Here is an 18,279-nt window from a genome sequence, read left to right on the forward strand (position 1 = left end):
TATTTCTGATTTGCGGGCTCTTGTGTGAATGAAGCTTGTTCGCTGCCCACCTGAAGTATAGAGGCCCATTATTACCCTGGCATCAAGTCAAATAGCAGGATTTGTAAATCAGCAACCTCCCCCGTTAACACAAAAACACAGAAATCTGCTTATGTACCCACCGCAAAATAACCCCGCAAAGTGAGGTTTGGGCTTCGATGATTAAACGATACTATCTTGGACCCCGAAGCATAAAAACTCAAAAAAAACGCCCCCGGTATACCGGGAAGGCGCCAAACCAAGCTGCCGTATCCGGCAAGCTCCAACCATATTACTTTATCTTCTCCGTGCCGCCACACTGACCACACCATAACGGTAGAGCACCTTCCGGCCAAACCAGCCAAACACCCGGTCCGTGAAGAAGCCCATGAATCCGAGGCAGAACAGCCCTACAAAAATCCAGTCCGTACGGAAGAACAGCCGCGAATTCCAGATCAGATACCCTACCCCTTCATTCGAGGCAATCATCTCCGCGCCGATAATCGCCATGTAGGAGGTCCCCATTGCCAGCCGTACGCCGGTGAAAATATACGGAATCGTCGCCGGCACAATGACATGCAGCAGAATCTGCCATTCACTTGCCCCCATACTGCGGGCCGAGCGGACTTTGTCCTCCTCCACCGACATGACACCGGTCAGGGTATTTAATACAACGATGAAGAAGGTAGCGTACATAATCAGCGCGATCTTCGACTGCTCCCCGATTCCGAACCAGACCAGGAACAGCGTTATGAAGGCAATCGGCGGAATGAAGCGGATGAAATTCAGGAACGGCTCGGCAAAAATGCGGATACCATTCACTTTTCCGATGATCAGCCCTGCCGGTATAGCCAGCAGGCTTCCGAGCACCCAACCGACAAGTACACGGTAAAAGCTTATACCGATATACTGCATCAGCGTGCCGTCTTGAGCCAGCTCACGCCCGCCCTTAAGCGTGGCCAGCGGACCGGGAATAACATCCGGCCCATAAAGCCAGGCGCCAAGCTGCCAGATGCAGAGTGCGGCAATCCACAGCAGGGAGACGGAGACCCATTTTTTCTCCACCCATTTCATCAGGCATTCCCTCCTTGGCCTATTCTTCGAAATGATTCTGGATCTGATTATGGAGTGCATAGAATTCCGGCGAAGCCACATCCCGGGGAAAGGGCAGCGCATTATCGTAAATGTCGGTAATATTGGAGGAAGGGCCGACAGACATGATGCCGATCCGCTCCCCCAGCAGCAGTGCTTCCTGAATATCATGCGTTACAAAAATAACGGTCTTATGCGTCTCACGCCAGATGTGCACCAGTTCCCTCTGCATCGTCCGCCGGGTCATGGCATCCAGCGCGCCAAAGGGCTCATCCATCAGCAGGATCGCTGGATCATTCGCCAGCACCCGGGCCAGCTGCACCCGCTGCTTCATGCCGCCCGATAATTCCTTAGGGAATTTATCCTCATGCCCTTTCAGCCCGACAAGTGTGATATACCGGTCTGATATGGCCCGGCGCTCCGCCTTGGCCGTCTTCTTCATCCGCAGTCCGAACTCTACATTCTCCCGCACAGTCAGCCAGGGGAACAGGGAGGAATCCGCCTGCTGGAACACAACCGCCCGGTCCCTGCCCGGCTTATTCACCTCCACATTGTCCACCCGCAGATTGCCTCCTGATTTGGAGACAAAACCGGCAATCATATTCAGCAGCGTTGACTTGCCGCAGCCGCTCGGACCGAGCAGCACGAAGAATTCTCCGCCTTTGATAACCAGGTTCACATCCTTGATAATATAATGAACATCCCCGGCTGCCGGCTCACTGTAGCTTTTGCGCAGCTGCTCGATATGAATGGCATGCTGCCCCGCAGAGGGTTTGGCTGATAAAGACATGAGGCACCTCCTGAAAGTTGGGTTATTTCGTATAGGTCACTTTATCCGGCAGCGCCTGCTTCAGCGGCTCCAGATCAAGCTTGCTGTCCAGGTCAAAATCCTGCGCGATAATCCCTGTGTCGACCATATATTGCTTTTGTCCGGCGAGGCTGTCATAGGCAGCCTGGGTAAAGCCCACCTTCCACGGATTAACCGGCAGGTCCTTCAGTGTAGCTTCCTTCGGCTGCTTCAATTCCTTGAACATCAGGTCAACCACTTCTTCAGGATGCTCCTGCGCATAGGCCGATGCTTCATCCACCGCCGCCAGAAATTGCCCGATTCCTTCAGGGTTGGCCTGCACAAAGGCATTCCCGGCCACAAGCCCCATTCCCAGACGTACGGGGGTCTTGGACATATCCGTCAGCTCATGTACACCCTCAAGCGCAGCCAGCTTATCTACCAGCGCCGAGCCGCTGAACCAGGCTGCATCCACATCACCCTGCTTAAGCGCAATGAAGGCCTCGTCGAATGCACCCTGTCCGGTCAGCGTCACCTCACTCAGCGCGATCCCCTGCTCCTTCAAATATTCATCCCACAGATACGGCAGGAATGTCCCGCGCATGAAGCTCAGGTTCTTGCCCTTAAGATCGGCGGCAGACTTAATTTCGTCCCTTACATACAGCTTCCATACCGCCGCAGCCTGATCCGTAGCCTGGCCGGCAGAGGCAATAATCGAATAATCCCCCTTGGCCACCGCATTCAGCACCGGGAAGTCCGCGCCGAAGGCGACATCCACCTGATTGATGAAGAGCGCGTTCACACCTTCTGCCGGCGTCCCGAAGTTAATGATTTCTGCGTCGATGCCATGATTGGTGAAGATGCCTTTATCCAGCGCCACCCGGAAGACCGGGTTCGTATTGATATCGGCAATTTTAATCCTAAGAGTCTTCTGTTTATTGCCGTCCGTACCCGTCGACGCTGCCGCATCCCCCTTGGAGCTGCAGCCGGAGAGAACCAGTACCAGGGATAAGGATAATAACAGCAAAGCTGAGCTATACCATGATTTTCTCAAAACAACACACCTCTTCGTCGTTTATTATTTCCCTTGCCTGCTCTAGCTGCTTCTCTGGCCGCTCCCCTCATCCGCTGTAGCCACACAAGCAGCTCCCTCCATGAACGGCAGCGTAGTCGCTACACTTACCACAGAATCTGAACCCTTTGGCGCAGCACCAGGCACTCTGAAGCTGGTCACATCCACCGGCTCAATCGCCTTCTCCTGCGGCTGCGCCAGCTGCGGCACCCAGGCGTACGGCACCCGGTAAGAACGGTAGACCATATTGGTATTCCGGCGGTCAGTGTAAGGGGAGATATACTCCCAGACCAGCTCATGCTCTGCTGTCACCTCGAACAAACGGCCGTTGGAACCTTCCGTAATCAGCGTGTTCCCGTTCGCAAGCCGCTGCGCTGAGCTGATGTACGGGCTGTAGAATTTGTAGGAATCCGTCGGAACGGAGAAGCCTGCCTCTGCGGAGGTGTATTGCCATTCAATATCCAGTGTCACCGGATTGATCTCCAGAACCCTTGAATGGTCACGCAGCGCATTCTTCTGTCCAAAAGGTGAAGCCGGATTCGGCAGACCGTATCCGCCCCAGCCGCCATTATCGAATACCAGCAGATTGCCTTCGCCCGGCAGGCCCTTCGGAATAATGTGGGCATGATGCTGGCCGATAATCCAGCCGATATGCTTCACTTCAGGCAGGGAGTAGTCCGGTCCCAGCCGCCAGACAATGGCCCCTGTCCGCTTATCGGTTATAGCAATGATATTGGCTTCACGGGCATCCCAGATAATATTATCCGGGTGAAAGCGTTCATCCCCGTTATCGTAGAACTTGTTAGGCCCGACATACGAAGCCGAGTTAATGTGCAGCCAGTCGCCTACGCCGCCGCCCAGATCCCCGAAGGAACGGGTGTTGGGATCGCGGAAGAGAACATTGCGGGCCGCCTGATCGAAGCCCAATTCGGCAAAATGATCGCTGGCCCTCCACTCCCAGATCACCTTACCCTCCCAGTCCACTTCGATAATCGTATCGTCCAGCAGCTGCTTGTCAGAGATCTCAGGATTGTATAGATTCTTATGCGCCAGTATTAGCGTTGTTCCGCTGTTAGCCGAAGGATCAAGGCCAGGAGCATAGTACCCGACCGGATTGCCCTGCCGCTGATAGTCATGATGCTGGCGGGCATACCACAGCGGCTCATACCCCGGGTCCTCGATATGCTCATAGCTGTTGTATTTCCAGACGATATTCCCTTCCCAATCGACCTGAACGAGATCGACATTATCCTGAATGCCGAATTTGGGATCTCTTCTGCCTGTGCTGCCCAGCACATAACCGCCGGGGAGGATTTTGGCGGGGAACCCGATCAGCCCCTGCCACAAATGCACCTCCTTGCCGCTCATGTCGATCAGCACAACGCCCTCTTCACCTGCCTGAAATACGGTGTACCCGCTCCATGCCTTAGCCGGGTTGTATACCGTTGCCCCTGTCGGATAAATTGTTGAATGTCCCATTTGATCACTCCTAAAGTTTTGTTAGCATTTGCCTCTTTGAGTCACTTCGGACAAAACTTACTTCGAAAGCATAACCTTAGTTTTGTTAGCATTTGCTTCTTTGAGTCACTTCGGACAAAACTCACTTCGGAAGCATAGGCTTAAGTTTTGTTGGTATCTGCTTTATATCAGTAGCTGAGATATTTGGTCTCTGTCGCAGCTCTCCGCGGCTTCTGCTCAGGGGCGGGCGGAACAGGCGGATCAAGATTCTGTTTCGCCAGCTTCAGCAGGGTATCCGAGAATCCTTCCAGATTGCTGATGATCCGTTCATAGAAGCGGCTCTGCAGCTCCAGCTCCTCGTCCGTGAACCCCTCGAACAGAAGCGTAATACATCGGGCCCCGATGTCGCCGCTCTGCTCCACCAGTTCCCTACCCTTAGCGGTAATATCAAGCAATACCGTTCTCCGGTCATCTTCCTTGCGTCTGCGGACGGTGAATCCCCCGGCCTCCAGCTTGTCGCTAAGCGCCGTAATGGCCCCTGAAGTGAAATCCAGCTGCTCCGCCAAATCACCGAGCCGCTGTTCTCCTTCACGGATAATTTTCTGCAGAATCAGCATACCCGGCAGGGAAATCCCCTCTACGGTCACCCGGTCCCGCTCCTTAACGAATCTCCGCACCATCTTGCGGAACAGGAAATCCGCTTCCTCCAGCCGCTCCCAATCTGTGCTGTCCATCCTGCCTCTCCCTTCGCTTCCTGCCGCATTGCAACACAAAAAGGCTCCCGGAAATCCCCCTGTTGCAGGAGAATTGCGGAAGCCTTTGGCGGTCCAATCGGCTCATCTATTATTTCACTGTTCATTTAATTACTGGTGAAGTATTGTTGTAATCATATACCCCTTAAACCCACCTGTCAAGTGTGGTTTAAGATATATATAAGTCATGTACTATATAATTTGAACCTGTGATCTTGAGCTACGATCAAATCGGTCTGAAATTAAAATCCATTGTATTGGATACACTTGTTTCTTAGGATTTAGGCAGTTCAAGCTCATTTCATTGTACGAAATACAATAGAATGAATTTTTCGGCTGTATAGCAGGGATTCAAATGTATAAAATACAATTACTCTATCATTATGGGCGTTCTCTTATCGCAAATAAAACTTAACGTTTGCAGTTCAAGATATAAAGCATGAGAATTCATGTATGTATGCAACAATCCTTACGGACAGCCCCATATGTATGACTTCAAGGCGTAATACGTACAGCAATAGCCCTGGCCTGCATTGGCCAAGGCTTATTGCTCTTATAACAATCCGGCGGCTTGTTTAGTTACAGTCTTACGTCCCTCTTATCTTATATACCCATTACGATAAGCTGATTACATAAGTTATGAACTGATAGGCGTTGTCCTTCAGCACGGTTGCCGAAGCCAGCAGCTTCTTGCCCGAAGGGCTCCAGCGCAGCTGATCGGACAGGTGAATATCATTCAGTACAGGTGTCTGCTCTCCGGTCTCTACTTCGGTGATGAACAAATCCTCCTGATCGTCGGCTGCGCCAGCTGCCGATGTTGCATAGGCCAGCTTACTGCCGTCCGGCGACCAGCCAGTGCCGAAGATCTGCTGGCCGGTAGCCAGCACAGACTGCTCATTGCCCTCACTGTCACAAAGCTTCAGCACCATCACTCCGGGCCCTGTCCGCTCCACGATGGCGAGCCTGCTGCCGTCCGGTGACGGTACGGCCCACATCACATTTTTTTTCAGCGCTTTCGTCTGCTTCGTCCCGGTATCGTAGGCACTCAGCTGGCTGTCCTCCCCTGTAACATAGAGAATCCGGCTGCCGGTCTGGACCACTTCATGCACATAGGGGATGCCGGTAGCCAGCACTGTCTCCTGCTTGCCGTTCAGATCAGCACTAATAATATTGCCTTCCATATCGGGGTAAATCACATGCCCGTTATCCGACCATCTGCCCTCTTCACTTCTGAACTCCGCACCGCTCGCCTTCACCGAATTCCCTGTGGAGAGCTCCATAATATAGCCGAGGCCTGTTGCGTCATACAGCTCTTTGTAGAATAAATGTGTCTTGTCCGGAGACATAAGCGGTGCACCATAATTCTGCTCGCCCTCCTGCAGCGGCGTTTCCCCGCCCGTAGAGAGCGTGTGAAGATAGAGGTTGCGCGGATAGCGCTCCTGGCCTTCAATTACCTGCGGAGCAAGACTGCGGTTCTCTTTGTTCACTACAATCATATCCTCGCTGACGAATTCTGTGCCCCGCACGCCTTCAATCTTATCAATCCCCGCAAGCTTCAGCTGGGTATAGACCGATTCGCTGCGGTTATCGAGCACTGTAATGGTCTGGCCGGCCTTCTCGACCACCTGCCGCGTCTCCGTATTCTCCGTACTGCAGCCTGCTATAGACAGCAGAACCGTACCGCATATCAGAATTCTCCGCATATTGCCATGTCTTCTCTTATGTTCAGGCTTCATCTCTGTTTCCCTCCAGCTTGTGTTACTCCCAGCATAACGGGTACTTATTTCCAAACCGCAGCCGGATTGTTTCGAAGTTGTAAAATACCCCCACAAAGTGATGCCCAGACTTCGATGGTTACTCAGATACTTTGCGGGGACCCCAACACATATAAGTTCTTTTACAGTGGAAACGATTCTACCGTCACCACGGGAAAGGACAGCAGAAACTCGGCCCCGCCGGAGCTGTCCAGCAGCGTAATGCTGCCGCCCTGCTTCTCCACCAGATTGTGTACCAGGGACAGCCCCAGCCCGGTGCCCCCCGAAGCCCGCGAACGGTCACGGTTGACGGTGTAGAACGGCTCGAAGATTAAGTCGCGCGATTCCTCCGGAATGCCGATTCCTGAATCACGGACCGTAATATATACCCGCTGGTCTTTAACCTCGCTATGCAGGCGGATGGTTCCCTGGGGGACATTATATTTAATCGCATTGTCGAGCAGGTTGATGAAGATATGCATGAAGCTCTCTTTATCAATCCAGATATGGGCCGGCTTAACATCAAGCGTAATCGTTAGCCCGTAGCGCTCCGCTTTGCCCTTCATCCGGCTGCAAATATCGCGCAGTGTCTCTTCAATCTCCAGCAGTCCGGCCTGGGATTCGAAATCATACTTCTCCAGTGCAGTCAGCTGCAGCACCTTCTCAACCATCTCGTAGAGCCGCTGCGTCTCCTTGGCGATACTGATCTTGGCATCATGCAGCAGCTCAGGATCATCTTCGTACATGTTCAGCAGATCGACATATGCCTTGATTGAGGTCAGCGGCGTCTTGAATTCATGGCTGATATTCCCGATATACTGCTTCTGCTGCTGCTCCAGCGCCTGCAGCTTCTCCACGGCCAGCTGCAGCTTGCGCCGCTCCTCGTCCTTCGCAGCGATACTGCTCTCAATCTCCCGGCTCATGAAGAAGATCCCCTCCGCCAGCTCACCAAGCTCATCCTTGCGCTGCAGCGGCGGAGCCTTAATATAATCGGCACGGCGGATCTGCTCGGCCGATTGCCTCAGCCGGCCGATGGCAGCCGCAGCGCGGTTAAAGTACAGATAACCGAAGATGAAGCTGAATACCAGCACCGCGCCGCCTGTCGTCAGGAACAGATTCAGCAGCGTCTGCTGGAAGCTCTGCGCATTCTTCAGCGGATATTGCAGCTGCACCACGCCCATTTGCTCGTCCGGCCCCTGGAGCGGGGCCAGATAGAACAGCCTCCCGCCTTCACTCTGATAGGCGACTTTATTATTCAGCGCGTACCCGAGTGCTGTACTGACATCCGGGCGGTCCGGGCCCGGCTCCCCCTGGGCGGAGGTACCCACCTGCTGTCCCTGGATATCGTACAGGGTCACTTCAAGGCCCGTGAACCCGGCCAGCTCGGCAGCCAGCGCCCGCCCCCGCTGCTGCAAGAACTGCTGCGGCTCCAGACGCGCTCCGGTGTAGAAGGTCTGCTTCACACGCAGATTGACGGTGGTAATATGCTGGGCCAGACTGCTCTCAATCTGACCCTGCTGGTTCCGCTCGACTCCGCGCAGCACGAAATAGCTAAGCACGCTGACAGCCAGAATGAGCAGCACCGCCAGGAACAGGCTGAACTTCAGCTTGATGCTGATTCTCATGGGTAGCTCCCCGCAGGTACCGCCTTATACCCCACGCCATAGACCGTCTGGAGAATGTTCTGGTAGGGCTCGCCCAGTTTTTTGCGCAGCCGCTGAATATGAATGTCCACGGTACGTGTACCTCCCGCATAATCCATCTCCCAGACCTGCTCCAGCAGCTCCTCGCGCATATACACCCGCTGCGGATGGGAGAGCAGCAGCAGCAGCAGATCGAACTCCTTCGGCGTCAGCTCAAGCTGCTCCCCGCCGAGCTCGGCGCTGCGCCGGTCCGGGTGCACCCGCAGGAGGCCGTATTCAATCTGTTCGCCCTTGACCTCGGATGTGTTCTTCTCCAGCCTGCGCAGCAGCGCCTTCACCCGGGCCAGCAGCTCGCGGATCTCAAACGGCTTAGTCATATAATCATCCGCACCCAGCTCCAGGCCGACGATTTTATCGACAATATCATTTTTAACCGTCAGCAGAATAATTCCGATATCATCACGGTCCTCAAGCCGGCGGCACACATCATACCCGCTCAGCTTCGGCATCATTACATCCAGCACCAGCACATTCGGACGGAAGGTATTCGTCTTGCTCAGTGCTTCCTCCCCGTCACCGGCGGTCTCAACCTCATAGCCTTCACGCCGCATCGCATAGGCAATTGCACTTACAATGGCCGGTTCATCATCGACGACCAGAATTTTTTTCATTGGATGCTCATCCTTCCGCTTGCGCTTCTTCTTATTGGGATCAATAGATTGCTGTATTCTCTCAAGGATAACGCAGATACAGAAGCAGGCCAAGATAACCCCACATAGCGGGGCCCTTTCATGGAAGCTAACTCAGGTATGTATATATAGAATCACCGCCGGAGCCTGCGGGCAAACATCGGATGCGGCGAATGCACTTATACAGATTATTTTACCGGAAATGCATCCTCTCCGCCGTCCGGACGTAGTACAAACCAGATGCTCCCCAACATTTAGGTTATCTTTAAGAAGACTTAAGCTTCATTTCAGTTTTAACGGGTAAACTGTACTTAGCTGAAGTTCACTAGCCGCCGCAAATCACGAACCTTGACCTATATAACCAAACATGAAAAGAGGAAATCAGACATGAAGATAAAACGGATGAATATTAAACGGGTAATGATTGTCGGAACAATGATTGTAGCGATGTCGTTCGGAGGAACGGCCTGGGGCAAGCCTGCATTACATACACTCCCTGTTGCCAAATGGTCCACATCGGATGTGGCCGATAAGGATGAGCTGCTGGATGCCCTGAGCCTGAGCCCATCCTCGGATGACGAGCTGTACGATGCTTTGTACGACGGTAAATCACTGAAGACTATTGCTGAAGAGAACGGCGGAAATATTAACAGTGTAATCAGCCTGCAGGTCAAACAGCTGACACAGCAGCTGGATGCCAGATTTGCGAGCGGAAGCATTACGCAGATGCAGTACACGGCACAAAAAGCTGAGCTGCGGGAGATCGTTACGGAGAGCGTGATGACTTCGTTCGGTTAAGGAAGCGGTCAATATAATTTAATATACCTGAGCAGACACGGCTACGCCGTCCTTAAGAGGATGGCGTAGCCGTTTTGGGCTGCGGCAATATAATCAGTATATTTCTATGCTGGCTGTAATCTATTGGAAACTATTTAATTTATCAAAATTTTAAATTCCACAACTCTTTTTGCCGATAAAATGATTAAGAATTACACCTATACACACAGCTGTAGAGACGCAACAGGAAGTGGAGAAGTGATAAACGGATGAAAATAAAAAGCATTGGCATGAAGATCAGCCTGATTGTGATTGGGGTGCTGCTGGTTTTTTCAGGGGCCGTGATGGTTGTGGTTATCCACGAAATGAGCGATGGAATCAAAACCTTCGCCAGAGAAAAAGCGAAAAGTGATCTGTTGCTGGCCAGCGGCTTCCTTGAGCATAAATATCCCGGAGACTGGCAGATCAAGGATGGAGCCCTTTACAAAGGGGACATCCCCATTAACGGAAACGATAAGCTTGTCGACGAAATCGGCGAAATGACCGGAGATACAGTGACCGTCTTTCAGGAGAATCAGCGTGTAGCCACAAATGTCATGATTGATGGACAACGTGCTGTGGGGACGCCTGTATCAGAGATTGTGGCCGAGACGGTTCTGCGCGGCGGCCAGCAGTACTTCGGGGAGGCTAATGTGATCGGTAAAATCTACCAGGCGGCTTATCAGCCCCTGGTTAGTGCCGGCGGCGAGGTCATAGGCATATTCTACGTAGGCGCCCCGCAAGGGTTAATCCAGATCATTATCTCTTCATTTATCGAGCATTTTGTCCTGATGATGGCCCTGGCCATACTCATCGCAGTTGCAGTAATTGTGCTGTTCATCCGGCTGATGAGCACAAGAATCGGGAGAATTTCTTCCGCCCTGCAGCATGCAGGTAACGGTGACTTCACCATAACGGTTACCGACCGCGGCCACGACGAAATAGGCAAACTTGTGCAAAGCTACAACCAAATGAAGACCAATCTGCAGGAGCTTATACAGGATGGGCTGCAGACTGCCGACAAGGTATCCCGGTCCACGAATGCTATTCTGGAAATTACAGAACAGTCCGAAAGAGAATCGAAACAAATCGCCGCGGTTATTCAAGAAGTGTCGCGCGGGGCGGAAATTCAGACACAAAGTGCTGCCGAGAATCTGACCGCTATGGAAGAAGTGTCCGTCGGCGTGCAGCGGATCGCGGAAAGTGCGGCGGACATTGCCCAGGCTGCTTATCATTCGCGGACCGAAGCCGAGCACGGCAGCACCTATGTATCAGACAATGTCCGGCAAATGAATAATATACATCATAAGGTGCACGAGACGGACGGCATCATCCGTACGCTGAGCGACAAATCGCAGGAAATCTCCGGGATTCTTGAGGTACTGAAGTCCATTTCGGGACAGACTAATCTCCTGGCTTTGAATGCTTCCATTGAAGCGGCAAAGGCAGGCGAGCATGGCCGCGGATTCTCGGTAGTCGCTGCTGAGGTGCGTAAGCTCGCCAGAGCAATCGGCCCAGTCCTCGGGTAAAATCGCCGAACGGATTCAGCATATGGAGGATAGTGTGCAGCATTCTGTAGATGCCATGGCCCAGATGATGCATGAGGTAGAGGCAGGGCTGCAGATCGCCAGCGCCACCGAGAACAATTTCAGGCAGATTGTGCTGACCAACAGCCAAATCTCTACACAAATTGAAGAGATGGCCGCAGCCTCAGAGCAGATGTCGGCCGGCATTCAGGAAATTACCGCATCAGTGACCAGCATTAATGAGATCGCGAATACAACCAATGCCAATTCGCACCGGGTAGTATCCGCTACGGCAAGGCAGCTGGAGGGTATCGAACAGGCTGCCCAATCTTCCGCCGCTCTGGCAGCAACCTCGGAGCAGCTGCAGCGTTCACTCGGGAAGTTCAAGGTCTAATATTAGATGTAACCGGTAGGTGACTCCGCTCAACTAAGCGGTCATTGGGATATTATACCGGGCAAGTTATAATCCAATTGACTAGTCGCAAAGATTATCATTTGGAGGTTATTTACATGAGTATTGAGCTGGGTAAAAAAATCAGGGCATTACGCCTGCAAAAGGGAATGACGCAGGAAGAGCTCGCCGCCAAACTGAATATGTCATCACAGGCTGTATCCAAATGGGAGAACAATATAACACTGCCGGATATTCAGCTGCTGCCCGATTTATCTGTCATTCTGGGTGTGACCATTGATGAGCTGTTTGACTTAACCGATGATACGCATCTGGAGCGGATCGGCAATATGATCGGCACTAAACGTTTCATATCCGCAGAAGATTTCAGCTATGCCGAGCAATTTCTGCTGGAAAAACTGAAGGATAACAGCAAGAAATCCCGCTGCCTCACGCTGCTGGCCCAGCTGTACGTTCACCGCTCTGGTGAATACCGCGAGTTAGCTGCCCGTTATGCCAAGGAAGCCCTGCTGGCCGCACCGGACAGCAAAAGCAATCATAACGCGCTGCGGGATGCGGAGAATGGTGTGATGTTTGACTGGAATTTCTCCAACTCCCATAAGCTGATCGCATATTATCAGAAGTTCGTGCAGGAACACCCGGATTACTGGCAGGCGTATGTATGGCTGCTTAATTATCTGCTCGCCGACGGCCGGTGTGCTGAGGCCAGAGCAGTCCTCGAACAATTGAATCAGCTCCATCCGGGGCATTTATACCAGAAATACGGCGGAATGATCTGCAAGGAAGAGGGGAACCTGCCGGAGGCCCTGGCGCTTTGGGAGCAAATGACCGGCCTGTATCCGGAGGACTGGATGGCCTGGTCTTCCCGTGGAGACTGTATGGCTAAGCTTAGCCGATATGATGAAGCTGTAACGTACTACGCCGCAAGTCATGAGCTTCAGCCAAGTCCTAAGTATATGGATTCGTTTATAGCCATCGCTCAGATCTACAGGATCCAAGGGCACTACGGCAAAGCTATCGGGAAGCTGCAGGAAATCATTGGGCTGCTGAGAAGCGAATGGAACATCACGGAAGGCGAGACCGTTGACTTTTATTATAGGGAAATAGCGGGACTGACAGGCCGGCTTAGCTGACGGCAGAACTGTAGAGGATTAACGAGGCTGTCTCAACAGCCATGAAATGGCTGCTTGTGACAGCTCTTTATTTCGGAGTTGGATCAACGTGAGCACTTGGGTGGACGCTCCGCAAACAGAACGTTGTTCCAATCGCTGTTGTACCCAGATTTTTTCCATTCCCCTTAGCGGTGAAAATCCGGATACAAAGGCGAACGCATTCGCTTTTCCACAATCGTTCCGTCCGCTCCACTGTTTAAGCGGGATGCAAATACATTCTTCAAAAAACGCAAAAAGGAAACCTTTCTTTTGGTAAAATGGAAGTGCGACCAACCATTCCAAAGGAGAGGTTTCTTTGTAAATTCAATATACCATGGACCAACTTTGCTAGCCAATGGATCTCGAAGAAGATATCCCGGAAAACCACCTCGTTCGTATCGTAAATGCTGGCCAAAGTTATTATTTACGCCTACACCCAGCGTATCTATTCCTCGCGCCAAATGGCCAAAGCGGTACGCGAAAATATCCCCTTCATGTGGCTCACCGGAAGGCAGCGGCCAGACTTTCGTACTCTGAACCGCTTCCGTTCCCAGCGGATGAAGAGCGTTCTCGAAACGGTCTTTACTGCCGTCCTTCAGTTTCTGGCTGACGAGAAATACATTTTTCTGGAACATTACTTTGTGGGCGGAACCAAAATCGAGGCGAACGCCAATCGCTACACGTTTGTTTTGGGGAAAGCCGTCAGCAAACACAAGGTCAAATTGCAGGAAAAGGTGCATGCCCTGTTCGCTGACATTGAAGCGGCAGAAGAGCAGGAAGAACAAGAGAATCCAGACAAAGATTTGCCTGAACTTGGCACCGCTTCGAAGTGAGCAGCGAGAAGCTCGAACAAGCCATGCAAATGCTCGAAGCTCAGCTTAAGACAAGTCCTTGAAAAAAGCGGTTCGTAAGCTGCGTAAGGTTTTGTTGCCCCGGCTATTGAAGTACGAGCAGTACCAAAGGCTGCTTGGAGACCGAAACAGCTTCAGCAAGACCGACCCGGATGCGACTTTCATGCGGATGAAGGAAGATCACATGCGCAATGGTCAACTCAAACCGGATTACAATGTACAGATCGGAACCGAAAACCAGTTTATTTTGGCCTACAGTCTCCATCCCAGACCGACCGACACCCGCTTTTTACAGCCGCATATCAAAAAAACACGGCGGTTTCTCGGAAAACGGCCAAAGACAGTCATTGCAGATGCAGGCTACGGCAGCGAAGAAAACTATGCCTATCTAGAAAAGAAAGAGATTCAGGCGGTCGTGAAGTACGGCAGCTACCACAAGGAAAAAAGCAAGGCCTGGAAAGAAAACGTCGTAAAGATTGAGAACTGGACGTACGACGAAGCCGAAGACAGATGGGCTTGCCCCCTGAAGGAGCGTTGAACGAAGGCAGCAGAAAACCGAGAGATGGTTGTTAGTCTGGAACGGCTGCGGTACCAGAAGCAAGCCCGGGAAATCCTGCAAAGTGAGGAGGGCTACGCTTTAGCTGTACGCCGAATGACAGAACCGGAAAGTGTGTTTGGACAACTGAAGAATAACCGGGGCTTCCGGCGATTTCTGCTTCGCGGCATGGAAAACGTGACGCCCCAGGTCGGATGGCTTTCGCTTGCTCACAATCTATTGAAGCAAGCTGCAAATGACCAAAAACAAAGAGCAACTATTCTCCAATGATGGGACAATGGCTGCTCTTTGACTTTTTTGCGGTTTTAAAAATGTGAAGAGTCTGTCTTTACTCGTAGAAAGACTACTTTTAGGACAGCCCCGTTTTAATTACATCTGTGGTCTTTCACTTTTGAGTAACGCTCTTTCTTTTAAGGTAAGGTTTAATCTGAATGTAAGCGATCCCAGCTGGTATTATCTAAGCTTGAAAATTAGTGGATTTGCCGTATTGAATAAAGTTACTTGCATAATACTTCGCCCCTACTACGAGCTCTGGCTGATGCACCCTACTTAAACTCTTAGGCAGGCTATAAAAAGTGATTTGAACGTGAGCAATAGGGCGCTGCTAAAACGCCCTATTTGAAGTATAAAATTTAAGCTTGGCCTTTCCTAGTCATATTTAATCCCTTTAGATATAAATCAGGTACTGTTAGACGTATTGGATCTCCCTCACTATCTTTTTCATATATAACAAGCAAACCCGCCTCAACAGCTGTTTCAAACAAATCACTTTCAAAATTTACCGATAAGCTGCTTGCATCAAATGGTGCAAGTTTTCCACTTACGGCATCTTGTATTGTTCGCAACTCTTCATATTCTTCAAGTAACGATTTTAAAGCTTCCTCCGATACATTAGGAAAAGCCTCTATTAACATTCTTGGCCTAATCAGAGAGCGATCATATGGAGAATGTACATTAATTTCTGTTTCCAAGGTTAATGCCTGGTCAAATAACTGAAATAAAAGACGCGGGCTATGATTACCCTTTCCATCTGCCAGTCGAAGCCAAACCCAGTTTTTTGTATATGTCGTCTTTCCACCTTTCATTCTCTCACTGACTAAGGCATTGAAGCAAAATATAACCTGTTCCTCCGACCAATGATCGACTTCATCTATTAAATTATTCTTATAGGTTTCATAATATTTTTGTTTTAAAAATTGTTTTATTGAGCCTTCATATACTTGTTTCAGGAGTGTCTTATAATAGTCTTCAATTTTAGCCCACTCTAGAGTAACTGTTCTCCCATAGAAATGGCTCTTATTTTCAAATATTAGATTGTCCCAGATATCTTTTCTTATAGAAATTTTAACCTGAATGTTGATATGAGTTTGGATCATATTCCAAAAATCGAATAAACCAATAATTAATTTATCTCTCCTAACTCTCTGTTCTTGTTCAATTCCAAAGTCTCTATCAAGACCATCCCAAAGTAATCCCAATGGTCTCTCAAGATAATTATTTATCCTTCTATAAATTTCATGCAACCGTGCGGATAGTAAAGGTGAAGGAAGAACTTGTTCAAGAGATTTTATTAATTCAAGTCTACTTTGATTTTTCAAACATTTTTTTACAAAATCTTCAATTTGCTCATCAGCTACAACGCCTAGGACATCATTCTTCTTTTCTATAATTTTAAGTAAGACAAACAAACCCCAATATAACTCCCAATTTGTCTCTGGAAGTATATCCTCAATATACCGAAGATCATCTTTAGGAAGGTGATAATTATCCTTATTAGGACGAGAATGTCGAATAGTAATCCCATCTTCACCAAAATGCTCCTGCAACATCCGGATTAATGCCGACTTTCCGGTACCCTTTCTACCCAATATAAGACTTGTAATAGGCTCGATAGCTTTTCTATATGCAGACGTTTTAACATAAATTTCAGGTAAATTTGGTTGATCTTCGGCAATACCACTTTGTATTTTTACATCCTTCAACAAGTCGGTCTTGTAATCAATTAGTGATATGCCCTCCGAGGCAAAGAGACTTTCGCCTAAATCAGTTGTTAAATTTTCAATCCAATCCGCTACACCTTGATAAGCAGGTAAAAGCTTATCATCAAGCATATTATTGGAGTAAGCTATTTCTTCATTATAAAAAACCTTAGTAATTATATCCTCTGCTACTAAATCTAATGGGTTTTGTCCATTTTCATTTCTTATATTAGAGATTTCCTCAACGTAATCTTTTACCCATTCTAACCCTCTATTTTGTATAACTTTTGAATCTTTATCGCTTGGTGGAATCATACTTTGCACAAAGCGTAACTCTGTCGTAAGATTTCTAAGATTTTTTGAATTCAGAATCCCTTTTACAAGCAGGTCGAAACCTAGCTCATGTTGGTTTGTTGGACTAAAAACGACTACTGACATATCTGATAAGTTAAATAATAGTGGGGCACTGATATCTGTTAATCCAGTTCTAGAATCAACTAGTATGAAGTCTGGCTTTGGTTCAAGAGATTGCAGTTTTTTAAATAAAGTTAATATCGGATTTGTTTCAAGCCTATAGTAACGGTTTAAGTTTATTGTTCCTAATTGGGATAAATAGTAAGAGTTTAATTCACCAGCTGGAAGTAAATATAGATTTTGTTCCGATTCTACTAAATACGATCGAATATCTAACGTCTCCTGATTTTCTAAACGGTTCAAAAGTTCTACAAGACCACCTTTATTTCTTTCAGTTTGCAATCTTGCAGAAAGTAATTCAGTAAGCCCTGGGGCTTCCAGATCCATATCTATTGCTATTACCATTTTCCCTCTTTTAGCAAGCGTTCTAGCTGTGGCTACAAGTGATGTTGATCTTCCAACACCTCCTTTATACGAATAAAAGGAAATAATCGGAGGATTATCGTAACTTTGATCCTCTCTAAATTCGATATTTCGTTTTCCCGCTCTTTTAGCTACAGCATTATTCCAAAAGGGCAAACTACTTGGCTCAAAGTCCTGCAGAGGAGTTCCAAATAACTCTTCCTCTTCTGGGGTTAACAGCTCTAAAAAAGAAAAAATCGATCTATCATTAATTACATTCTCACTCTCTAAAAAAGAAAAAACCAAGTGTTCTCTAGTTATAAAATCCTCTTGAAAAGATTCATCTACAATTTTTAAATTAATGCCTTTTATACTATTAGGTTGAACAACTATTTTAGCATGAATAAAGTGAGCCTGTAGCTTTGACTTAATTAGTTTTATAAGATCATCCATGACTGTGACCTCCTAAATAGCTTCTCTATTAATAGCTTTAACCAAACTTAACGCAATATCATACAATTGATTAGCATCCTTCAACCCTTGAGGCCCAGGAAAGTGATTTGGATGATACCTCATATGAACTTTCCACTTTTCTAGAAACTTTCCAAACTGACTCATATGAGCTTCTAATCCAGCATCCTTCACTTTTGAAAGTAATCTTTCATGCTTCTGCCAAGTATCAGAGTTATAAGATTTTACATTTTCAATATATTCAGTAGTATGCCGAGTACAATAACAGTATGCTAGCATGCACTCTAGAACAAAGCCCATTAGATATACAGTAGTGTGTCCACGTTCTTGATTTTTAAGTATGGCAGCATCTTTCATTCTTTCCATTGCTGCTTTTCGGTAATCATCTTTACGAATCGCAACCATAATTTTTCTCCTTTTTCTAATTTATAACTCT

The 18,279-nt window shown here is 49.0% G+C and carries 17 protein-coding genes; 7 read left to right on the top strand and 10 right to left on the bottom strand.

Annotated features, from left to right (window positions below; all coding sequences use genetic code 11):
• Positions 1-315 precede the first annotated feature (315 nt).
• From LOS79_RS23335 to LOS79_RS23370, 8 genes are all read right to left on the bottom strand, one after another.
• Positions 316-1,092, bottom strand: coding sequence for an ABC transporter permease (locus LOS79_RS23335; protein ID WP_315412706.1), 777 nt, complete (start codon positions 1,090-1,092; stop codon positions 316-318).
• A 19-nt stretch (positions 1,093-1,111) separates the two neighbouring features.
• Positions 1,112-1,900, bottom strand: coding sequence for an ABC transporter ATP-binding protein (locus LOS79_RS23340; RefSeq protein WP_315412708.1), 789 nt, complete (start codon positions 1,898-1,900; stop codon positions 1,112-1,114).
• 22 nt (positions 1,901-1,922) lie between these two features.
• On the bottom strand, positions 1,923-2,951 hold the full coding sequence (locus tag LOS79_RS23345; RefSeq protein ID WP_315412710.1) for an ABC transporter substrate-binding protein: 1,029 nt from the start codon (positions 2,949-2,951) through the stop codon (positions 1,923-1,925).
• A 42-nt stretch (positions 2,952-2,993) separates the two neighbouring features.
• A complete protein-coding gene (locus LOS79_RS23350; protein ID WP_315412712.1) occupies positions 2,994-4,448 on the bottom strand; it encodes an aryl-sulfate sulfotransferase in 1,455 nt (484 codons plus the stop codon).
• Positions 4,449-4,615: 167 nt separating this feature from the next.
• Entirely contained in the window at positions 4,616-5,161 is a 546-nt protein-coding gene (locus LOS79_RS23355) for a MarR family winged helix-turn-helix transcriptional regulator (protein ID WP_315412713.1), read from the bottom strand.
• Positions 5,162-5,793: 632 nt separating this feature from the next.
• A complete protein-coding gene (locus LOS79_RS23360) occupies positions 5,794-6,915 on the bottom strand; it encodes a TolB family protein (protein ID WP_315412714.1) in 1,122 nt (373 codons plus the stop codon).
• 161 nt (positions 6,916-7,076) lie between these two features.
• On the bottom strand, positions 7,077-8,558 hold the full coding sequence (locus LOS79_RS23365; RefSeq protein ID WP_315412715.1) for a sensor histidine kinase: 1,482 nt from the start codon (positions 8,556-8,558) through the stop codon (positions 7,077-7,079).
• Positions 8,555-9,247: a response regulator transcription factor gene (locus tag LOS79_RS23370; RefSeq protein WP_315412716.1), complete on the bottom strand. Its 693-nt coding sequence runs from the start codon at positions 9,245-9,247 to the stop codon at positions 8,555-8,557. The genes LOS79_RS23365 and LOS79_RS23370 overlap by 4 nt, the downstream gene beginning before the upstream one ends.
• Positions 9,248-9,652: 405 nt before the next feature.
• Between LOS79_RS23370 and LOS79_RS23375 the strand changes: the two genes are divergently transcribed.
• From LOS79_RS23375 to LOS79_RS23405, 7 genes are all read left to right on the top strand, one after another.
• Positions 9,653-10,063, top strand: a complete 411-nt coding sequence (locus tag LOS79_RS23375; protein WP_315412717.1) for a hypothetical protein — start codon at positions 9,653-9,655, stop codon at positions 10,061-10,063.
• Between the two features lie 248 nt (positions 10,064-10,311).
• A complete protein-coding gene (locus tag LOS79_RS23380; RefSeq protein WP_315412718.1) occupies positions 10,312-11,610 on the top strand; it encodes a methyl-accepting chemotaxis protein in 1,299 nt (432 codons plus the stop codon).
• A gap of 34 nt (positions 11,611-11,644) precedes the next feature.
• Entirely contained in the window at positions 11,645-12,001 is a 357-nt protein-coding gene (locus tag LOS79_RS23385; protein ID WP_315412720.1) for a methyl-accepting chemotaxis protein, read from the top strand.
• Positions 12,002-12,117: 116 nt separating this feature from the next.
• Complete coding sequence (locus tag LOS79_RS23390) at positions 12,118-13,152, top strand: helix-turn-helix domain-containing protein (RefSeq protein ID WP_315412721.1); 1,035 nt, start codon at positions 12,118-12,120, stop codon at positions 13,150-13,152.
• A 422-nt stretch (positions 13,153-13,574) separates the two neighbouring features.
• Complete coding sequence (locus tag LOS79_RS23395) at positions 13,575-14,003, top strand: transposase (protein ID WP_315412723.1); 429 nt, start codon at positions 13,575-13,577, stop codon at positions 14,001-14,003.
• A gap of 58 nt (positions 14,004-14,061) precedes the next feature.
• Entirely contained in the window at positions 14,062-14,559 is a 498-nt protein-coding gene (locus LOS79_RS23400; protein WP_315412725.1) for a transposase, read from the top strand.
• Between the two features lie 24 nt (positions 14,560-14,583).
• A complete protein-coding gene (locus tag LOS79_RS23405; RefSeq protein ID WP_315412727.1) occupies positions 14,584-14,847 on the top strand; it encodes a transposase in 264 nt (87 codons plus the stop codon).
• A 362-nt stretch (positions 14,848-15,209) separates the two neighbouring features.
• Here the strand turns inward: LOS79_RS23405 and LOS79_RS23410 are convergent, their stop codons facing one another.
• Together LOS79_RS23410 and LOS79_RS23415 are read right to left on the bottom strand one after the other, a co-directional pair.
• Positions 15,210-17,825: a tyrosine-protein kinase family protein gene (locus tag LOS79_RS23410; RefSeq protein ID WP_315412729.1), complete on the bottom strand. Its 2,616-nt coding sequence runs from the start codon at positions 17,823-17,825 to the stop codon at positions 15,210-15,212.
• Positions 17,826-17,837: 12 nt separating this feature from the next.
• Positions 17,838-18,248, bottom strand: coding sequence for a hypothetical protein (locus LOS79_RS23415; protein ID WP_315412731.1), 411 nt, complete (start codon positions 18,246-18,248; stop codon positions 17,838-17,840).
• Positions 18,249-18,279 lie beyond the last annotated feature (31 nt).

The sequence above is a fragment of the Paenibacillus sp. MMS20-IR301 genome (genome assembly GCF_032302195.1).
In the GTDB taxonomy this organism is placed as follows: domain Bacteria; phylum Bacillota; class Bacilli; order Paenibacillales; family Paenibacillaceae; genus Paenibacillus_AQ.

Bases quoted from the DNA above. Each gene is read 5' to 3' on its own strand.
- LOS79_RS23335 (WP_315412706.1), bottom strand. From the start codon at position 1,092: ATGAAATGGGTGGAGAAAAAATGGGTCTCCGTCTCCCTGCTGTGGATT.
- LOS79_RS23340 (WP_315412708.1), bottom strand. From the start codon at position 1,900: ATGTCTTTATCAGCCAAACCCTCTGCGGGGCAGCATGCCATTCATATC.
- LOS79_RS23350 (WP_315412712.1), bottom strand. From the start codon at position 4,448: ATGGGACATTCAACAATTTATCCGACAGGGGCAACGGTATACAACCCG.
- LOS79_RS23355 (WP_315412713.1), bottom strand. From the start codon at position 5,161: ATGGACAGCACAGATTGGGAGCGGCTGGAGGAAGCGGATTTCCTGTTC.
- LOS79_RS23360 (WP_315412714.1), bottom strand. From the start codon at position 6,915: ATGAAGCCTGAACATAAGAGAAGACATGGCAATATGCGGAGAATTCTG.
- LOS79_RS23365 (WP_315412715.1), bottom strand. From the start codon at position 8,558: ATGAGAATCAGCATCAAGCTGAAGTTCAGCCTGTTCCTGGCGGTGCTG.
- LOS79_RS23370 (WP_315412716.1), bottom strand. From the start codon at position 9,247: ATGAAAAAAATTCTGGTCGTCGATGATGAACCGGCCATTGTAAGTGCA.
- LOS79_RS23375 (WP_315412717.1), top strand. From the start codon at position 9,653: ATGAAGATAAAACGGATGAATATTAAACGGGTAATGATTGTCGGAACA.
- LOS79_RS23380 (WP_315412718.1), top strand. From the start codon at position 10,312: ATGAAAATAAAAAGCATTGGCATGAAGATCAGCCTGATTGTGATTGGG.
- LOS79_RS23390 (WP_315412721.1), top strand. From the start codon at position 12,118: ATGAGTATTGAGCTGGGTAAAAAAATCAGGGCATTACGCCTGCAAAAG.
- LOS79_RS23395 (WP_315412723.1), top strand. From the start codon at position 13,575: ATGCTGGCCAAAGTTATTATTTACGCCTACACCCAGCGTATCTATTCC.
- LOS79_RS23405 (WP_315412727.1), top strand. From the start codon at position 14,584: ATGGTTGTTAGTCTGGAACGGCTGCGGTACCAGAAGCAAGCCCGGGAA.
- LOS79_RS23410 (WP_315412729.1), bottom strand. From the start codon at position 17,825: ATGGATGATCTTATAAAACTAATTAAGTCAAAGCTACAGGCTCACTTT.
- LOS79_RS23415 (WP_315412731.1), bottom strand. From the start codon at position 18,248: ATGGTTGCGATTCGTAAAGATGATTACCGAAAAGCAGCAATGGAAAGA.